This window comes from Paenalcaligenes sp. DL 309, from assembly GCF_057475285.1.
Genome location: NZ_JBYBKW010000006.1, coordinates 191,582 through 198,667, shown reverse-complemented (window position 1 = coordinate 198,667; position 7,086 = coordinate 191,582). Strand labels below are relative to the sequence as shown.

The window sequence follows — 7,086 nt, the reverse complement described above, 5'->3', positions numbered from 1 at the left end:
ATCGCTAAAATCTGGTTGTCAGTATATCGTGACTTACGCATAGAAAACTCCTTGGAAATAGGATAACAAATTTTCTACTTATAACTACTGGGGTTTTTCGGGGGGATTACACAGGCATGTCTTCTTTTAGCCCTTTACGTGCAATGGTGTGTATCTGTTCTGCACCGCCATAAACTCCTTTTGGATCATCCAAATATTTTAAATCCCAACGGGCAAAAATCCAGTGAGGCGTCCAAGCAGTCACCACAATGTTTTCTTTGTTTTCAATGGCGCTACCCAAGGCAGCCGTCATGGTGGCATCACTGCCATCACGTAAACGCAGTGTAATCCCATAATTTTTGACGGCCTCTTCCGTGAGGCGTTGAATACCAGCACCAGGATCTATACCGATTATTTCGTTATTGAAGGCTTTGGCATAATCATTAAGATCTTCGATGGAGGTGACTTCACTGTAAGCAGGCACGGCTAAGCCGAGTTTAGTACCGTCTAGGTTGGGTCCTAAGTCTACAACTTCATTCCCTAGTTTGGCAGCGTAGTCAGCTTGTGAGGTGGGTAACCAAGCAGATAGGAAAGCGTCAGCGTCTCCATTGGCCACGGCTTGCCACATAGCCGCGCCTGCTAAAGAGCTTGTTTCTACCTTGTAGCCCGCTTGCTCTAAGAGAACTTTCATGACATTGGTGGAAGCCACGTTAGAGGTCCATTCTACGTATGCTAAATGCACAGTGCCTTTGTCCTGAGCTGCGTAGCTCATGCCAGAGGCGAGTATACTTAAACCTAAGCTTAAAGCGGTTATAGTTTTAGTCCAATTCTTTTGTTTAAACATAGTATAGTTTTTTTAATCCTTTTAGGAGATTACTGGTCTTTTTTCGTTTCTTTCTTTGTAAATGATTGAGTGAGGCGGTCTAGCAACATGGCTAAAATCACCACGGCAATACCCGCCACAAAACCATCACCTGGACGTAAACGCTGAATAGCACGCCAAACTTCACTACCTAAACCATCAGCCCCAATCATAGCTGCAATCACCACCATGGAGAGTGCCAACATTATGGTTTGGTTAATCCCCGCCATAATAGTAGGTAAAGATAAGGGGAGTTGGACCTTGAAAAGCTTCTGAGCGCGTGTGGCGCCGTAGGCATCAGCGGCTTCGATGAGATCAACAGGTACTTGGCGTATTCCTAAAATAGTCAGACGAATTGCCGGTGGCATAGAGAAAATCACAGTGGCAAAGATGGCAGATACTGAACCTATACCAAAAAATGGAATGGCTGGAATTAGGTAAACAAAAGCGGGCATGGTCTGCATCAAATCTAAAAGAGGCATTACCATTCTATAAAGTCGGCTCGACAGTGCCGCTAAAATACCCAAGGGCAAGGCAACAGCTACCGCAATAGCAGTGGCAATAACCACTAAAGTTAAGGTTTGAATAGTGGGGATCCATAAATCCAGATTCCAGATTAGACCTAAGCCCAGTACTGCGCCTAGCGCTAATCGCCAGCTAGAAGCACGCCAGCAAGCTAAGGCAAAAATAGCAATTAAAGCCCACTCAGGAATAGCCATGAGTAAGTCATTCAAGCTATCAATCCCCGTTTGCGTAAAACGTGAAATGCTACGAGTGACCCCAGAATAGTTTGAGGTCAAGAAATTGAGCACATTATCTATCCAGGCGCTCAAAGGAAGGGTAGGGAGTGAATTCATACTGCTGGCTCTCCTGCTTTGGCCAACTCATCCAGTACCGCACCTTTGATGACGATACCGAGTAGTTGCTGTTCTTCATTAACGACGGCTAGAGGAATACTGCGCTCTGCGAAGAGGCCAAACAAATTGTTTAATGGCTCATCAGGGCTTACCATGGGTATTTCTTTATCCAAGTAGGCGGTGAGATCCTCCGCTTGGTCTTGGATGGCTCGTCTTACTGCACTGGCATCAATTAAGCCTACAAGACGGCGATCCCGACCCACAATATAAAGCGAGTCAAAACCGCTTTCTGTCATTTTATGTAAGGTAGTGCGAGGGCCATCTGTGGGTCTAGCCGTAACGCGGGCGGCTCGCATAGCACTGTTAGCAGTTAAGACCCGTGTTTTATCTACGCCTTCAATAAAGCGAGCCACGTAATTGTCAGCTGGACGGCTTAAAATTTGCTCAGGCGTGCCTTCTTGTACAATTTCTCCATCTTTAAGCAAAATAATTCGATCACCAATATTTAAGGCTTCATCTAAATCATGCGTAATAAAAATGGTGGTTTTTTTGGTGCGATATTGCAACTCTTGTAACTCTTGTTGCATGTCTTTGCGAATCAACGGGTCTAAAGCGGAAAAGGCCTCATCCATTAATAAGACGGCGCCATCATTGACCAAAGCTCTAGCAATACCTACGCGTTGCTGCATACCGCCAGAGAGTTGATGGGGGTAGGCGTCGGCCCATTCGCCTAAGCCCACTTGCTCTAGCACCTCAGTGCTAATGCGTTGACGTTCTGTTTTATTAACACCACGAATCTCTAAACCAAATTCTGCGTTTTCTTGTACTGTACGGTGAGGAAAGAGGGCAAAGTTTTGAAAAACCATCGAAAAATGCTTACGACGCACATCTAATAAGTCTTTGTCAGATAAACCTGTTATTTCCTCATCATCAATAAATATTTGGCCTTCAGTGGGCTCTATAAGCCTATTTAAACAGCGAATTAAGGTGGATTTACCCGAACCAGATAGGCCCATAATTACGAGTAATTCACCATCGTAGACATCAAAGTTGATGTTAGACAGACCTAAGGTTTGGCCTGTTTTTTCAAGAATTTCAGGGCGTTTCAAGCCTTGATTACGTAACTCAAGCGCTTTTTTGGGTTGTGAGCCAAAAATTTTGCTTAAGTTACGTACTTTTATTTTTATGGGTTTATCCTGTTGCATTAGTTATTGCCTGTTGTTTGCTCAACGTTTAACCATTTATTCACCATATCGGGATGCTCATCTACCCATTTTTTTGCACTTTCATACGGATCAGCACCGGGTTGCTCAATCAAGAGCATAACTTCGCCCATGTCTTCAGGTGTCCAGTTAAAGTTGCTCAGAATTGCGTAAGCTTCTGGTAAATCTTCTTTAAGGCCTTTACGTGTTATGGTGTGAATTTGTTCAGTACCGCCGTATACCCCTTTAGGGTCATCTAGGTATTTTAGATCCCAGCGTGCAAACATCCAGTGCGGAGTCCATGAAGTAACAACTATGTTTTCGTTGTTTTGTATAGCATTGCCTAAGGCTGCTGTCATGGTGGCATCGCTACCATCACGAAGGCGTAGATTTAGATTGTATTCTTTGACTACCTCTTCAGTTAAGCGTTGAATACCTGCACCAGGATCTATACCAATGATTTCACCACCAAAGCTTTTAGCGTGCTCATTAAGATCTTCAATGGAATCAACGTCTGCATAGGCGGGTACAGCTAAGCCCAGCTTAGCACCGTCTAAGCTCACACCTGCATCCACTACCTGATCACCAAGTTTTTTGTAGTAGTCTTCGTGGGTAACGGGTAACCAACCGGCTAAAAGGGCATCCGCATCACCGCTGGCCACGGCTTGCCACATGGCAGCACCGGTTAGAGAGGTAGTGTCTACATCAAAACCAGCTTGCTCTAAGACCGCCTTCATGACGTTGGTAGAAGCTACAGTAGAAGCCCACTCCACATAGGCTAAGTGCACTTTGCCTTTGCTTTCTGCGATGGCATTAGTGGTGGCACCTAATAAACCTAGACCTAATACAGAGGCGCCTAAAAGCTTACGTACGTTTTGTTTCCATATGCTTTGTTTTTGTGTATGCATAGTTACCCTTGTAATGATTCGTTATGTAATGATTAATGCTCCTAACCTTAACATGCTGCTAAGTACAAAAAAAGCCCTTTACCTTGCGAGGGTAAAGGGCTTTATGAGCGATAAGAGACATTTAGCGCCTTAATGGGGTAGCTAAAAGTGACTCTTAGAGCGCTTTTTGAATCTTCTCCACAGTCTCCTTAGCATCACCAAAACACATGTGGCTATTTTCATTAAAGAAAAGTGGATTCTGTACTCCCGCGTAGCCGGAGCTCATGGAGCGTTTGAAGACGATTACATTTTGAGCTTCCCATACATGTAATACTGGCATGCCAGCAATAGGACTTGTGGGGTCGGTGGCGGCAGCGGGGTTAACCGTGTCGTTAGCACCAATCACTAATACCACATCGGTATCTGCAAAATCATCGTTAATTTCATCCATTTCTAGCACAATGTCATAAGGCACTTTGGCCTCAGCCAAGAGTACGTTCATGTGGCCAGGCAAACGGCCGGCTACGGGGTGTATACCAAAACGTACATTCGTCCCATTTCTACGTAATATAGAGGTAATTTCTGCTACCGCATTCTGAGCATGTGCCACAGCCATACCATAACCGGGAGTGATAATAACCGAAGACGCATTCTTTAGCATTTCTGCTACGTCAGTGGGATCAATTTCTTTGTATTCTCCATCTTCGTCTTCGCTGGCACCACTGCTGCCTGCATCAGAACCGAAGCCACCGGCAATCACAGAGATAAAAGAACGGTTCATGGCCTTACACATGATATAAGACAGAATAGCACCGGATGAACCCACAAGAGCACCGGTCACGATGAGTAAGTCGTTTTCGAGCATAAAACCAGCGGCGGCAGCGGCCCAGCCTGAGTAGGAGTTCAGCATAGATACTACCACTGGCATATCTGCGCCCCCAATAGCAGCGACTAAATGCCAACCAAAGGCAAAGGCAATCAATGTCATGAGTAATAGAGGAAATACGGAGCCATCGACTTTCATGAACCACACTAATAGCAAGGCTGATACCACTAAAGCCGCTAAGTTTAAACCGTGCTTATAAGGCAGAGCTAAGGGTTTACTGGGAATTTTACCGTTGAGTTTGCCAAAGGCTACAATAGAGCCTGTAAAGGTTATTGCCCCAATAAACACACCAATAAACACCTCAACCAGATGGATGTTATGCATTTCTAAAGGAACAGTATGGGCGTTGAGGTAGCTGTTATAGCCTACTAATACGGCGGCCATCCCCACAAAGCTATGCAATAGGGCAATCAGTTCCGGCATCTCGGTCATTTCTACACGATGTGCTTTATAAATACCGATAACCGCCCCAATGATCATGGCGAGAATAATCCATGACATACCTGAGGCACTATCGCTAAATATAGTGGCAATGAGCGCAATCACCATACCGGCGATACCGAAGTAATTACCATTTTTAGCAGATTCTTGTTTAGAAAGCCCCGCTAAACTTAATATAAATAAAATTGCTGCAACAATATACGCTGCAGTCACTAAACCTTGAGACATAGATGTAATCCTTGTGTTTTATGCGAGCGTTTAATTGTCTTTTTGAAACATTTTAAGCATACGTCTAGTAACGTAAAAGCCGCCAAATATATTAATACTAGCTATAAGTATGGCAATAAAAGCGAGTAAAGAAATCATCCAATTGCCATGGCCAATTTGTAACAAGGCACCCACTACAATAATGCCGGAAATGGCATTCGTCACAGACATCAAAGGTGTGTGTAACGAATGGGTAACGTTCCACACCACGTAATAGCCCACCACACAAGATAAAACAAACACAATCATGTGGTTAAGAAAAGCAGAAGGTACGTTATTGCCCATCCATAAAAACAATAGCGCTACCACACCTAAAGGAAGGAGTTTTTTCCATAAAGGCACTGGCTTAGGGGGCTCTTTTTTAATGCTAGGAGCGGGTTTGGGTTTGGCTGCAGGAGCGGCCGATACCTGAATGGCGGGAGGGGGATACATGAGATCACCATCATGGGTGAGTGTCATATTACGAATTACCGCATCTTCAAAGTCCAGCTGCATTTCACCGTCTTTGTTGGGTGTCATGAGCTTAGCCAAGTTAGCCAGGTTGGTGGAGTAGAGCTGGGAAGATTGGCCAGGCAAGCGATTAACTAAATCGGTGTAACCGATCACTTTAACGCCGTTGTCGGTGATGATCATTTTATCGGCTACGGTGTATTCGCAATTACCACCGGTAGGGGCCGCTAAGTCTACAATCACAGAGCCCGGCTTCATGCTGTCTACCATTTCTTTGGTAATCAGTATGGGTGCCGTTTTACCCGGAATGGCTGCAGTAGTGATTATAATATCTATGTGTTTGGCTTGCTCGGCAAAGAGCGCCATTTCAGCTGCAATAAATTCTTCACTCATGGTAGAGGCGTAACCATCGCTGCCACTGTCATTGGCTTCTACAGGTACATCCAGCTTTAAAAATTCGCCCCCCATGGATTCAATCTGCTCGGCCACTTCTAAGCGTGTGTCAAAGGCTTTAACTATGGCGCCTAGCTGCATAGAGGCACCAATAGCAGATAATCCCGCTACCCCGGCACCAATGACTAATACCTCTGCAGGCGGTACACGACCCGCAGCGGTAATCTGCCCGGTAAAGAAGCGACCAAACTCACTAGCGGCTTCAACCACTGCACGGTAACCACTAATATTAGCCATAGAAGACAAAGCATCCATGGCTTGGGCTCTCGACATGCGAGGCACCATATCCATAGCAAGTACTGTGACTTTTTTGTCTTGTAACTGCTGTAAGAGCCTAGAGTTAAGAGCTGGCCAGAAAAAACTAATTAAAATAGTCCCTGGTTGAATTAAGTCTAAAGCAGAGTCACTAGGTGGGTTTACTTTAAAAACAATGGGGCAGTCCCAGATGTCTTTGCGCTCGACTAGAGTTGCACCTGCTTCCGCATAGGCACTGTCTTCTAGATAAGCGTTTGCACCGGCTCCTTTTTCTATAAGGACTTCGTAACCTAATTTTATGAGCTGCTCTACAGTTTTAGGCGTGGCAGCTACCCGCGTCTCGCCCGGCAGTGCCTCTTTGGGAATTCCTATCCTCATTGTTAACCTCTAGTAAAAAAAGAATAATTTATTGGTTTATTTGTTTGTTGTTAGGATAACCGATTTTTATACATATTCTGTACCGATTTCTGTATATGTTCCGTCATTTGCCTATATCATAGTATGCTATGAAGGAGAGAGTAAAAAATGTCAATGCATACAGCTTGAC

Annotated in this window: 6 protein-coding genes; all 6 read right to left on the bottom strand. The window is 44.7% G+C overall.

Features of this window, described 5'->3' with window-relative positions; translation table 11 throughout:
• Nucleotides 1-106 precede the first annotated feature (106 nt).
• Nucleotides 107-823 (bottom strand): glycine betaine ABC transporter substrate-binding protein, encoded by a 717-nt coding sequence (locus AC2UZJ_RS09870; protein WP_486949980.1) that lies wholly within the window; start codon nt 821-823, stop codon nt 107-109.
• Between the two features lie 29 nt (nt 824-852).
• On the bottom strand, nt 853-1,698 hold the full coding sequence (locus AC2UZJ_RS09865) for an ABC transporter permease (RefSeq protein ID WP_486949979.1): 846 nt from the start codon (nt 1,696-1,698) through the stop codon (nt 853-855).
• Nucleotides 1,695-2,903: a quaternary amine ABC transporter ATP-binding protein gene (locus AC2UZJ_RS09860; RefSeq protein WP_486949978.1), complete on the bottom strand. Its 1,209-nt coding sequence runs from the start codon at nt 2,901-2,903 to the stop codon at nt 1,695-1,697. The genes AC2UZJ_RS09865 and AC2UZJ_RS09860 overlap by 4 nt, the downstream gene beginning before the upstream one ends.
• Entirely contained in the window at nt 2,903-3,808 is a 906-nt protein-coding gene (locus AC2UZJ_RS09855; protein WP_486949977.1) for a glycine betaine ABC transporter substrate-binding protein, read from the bottom strand. Before AC2UZJ_RS09855 ends, AC2UZJ_RS09860 begins: the two co-directional genes overlap by 1 nt.
• Before the next feature lie 154 nt (nt 3,809-3,962).
• A complete protein-coding gene (pntB, locus tag AC2UZJ_RS09850; protein ID WP_486949976.1) occupies nt 3,963-5,342 on the bottom strand; it encodes a Re/Si-specific NAD(P)(+) transhydrogenase subunit beta in 1,380 nt (459 codons plus the stop codon).
• Between the two features lie 30 nt (nt 5,343-5,372).
• Nucleotides 5,373-6,917, bottom strand: coding sequence for a Re/Si-specific NAD(P)(+) transhydrogenase subunit alpha (locus tag AC2UZJ_RS09845; protein WP_486949975.1), 1,545 nt, complete (start codon nt 6,915-6,917; stop codon nt 5,373-5,375).
• Between the last annotated feature and the right edge of the window lie 169 nt (nt 6,918-7,086).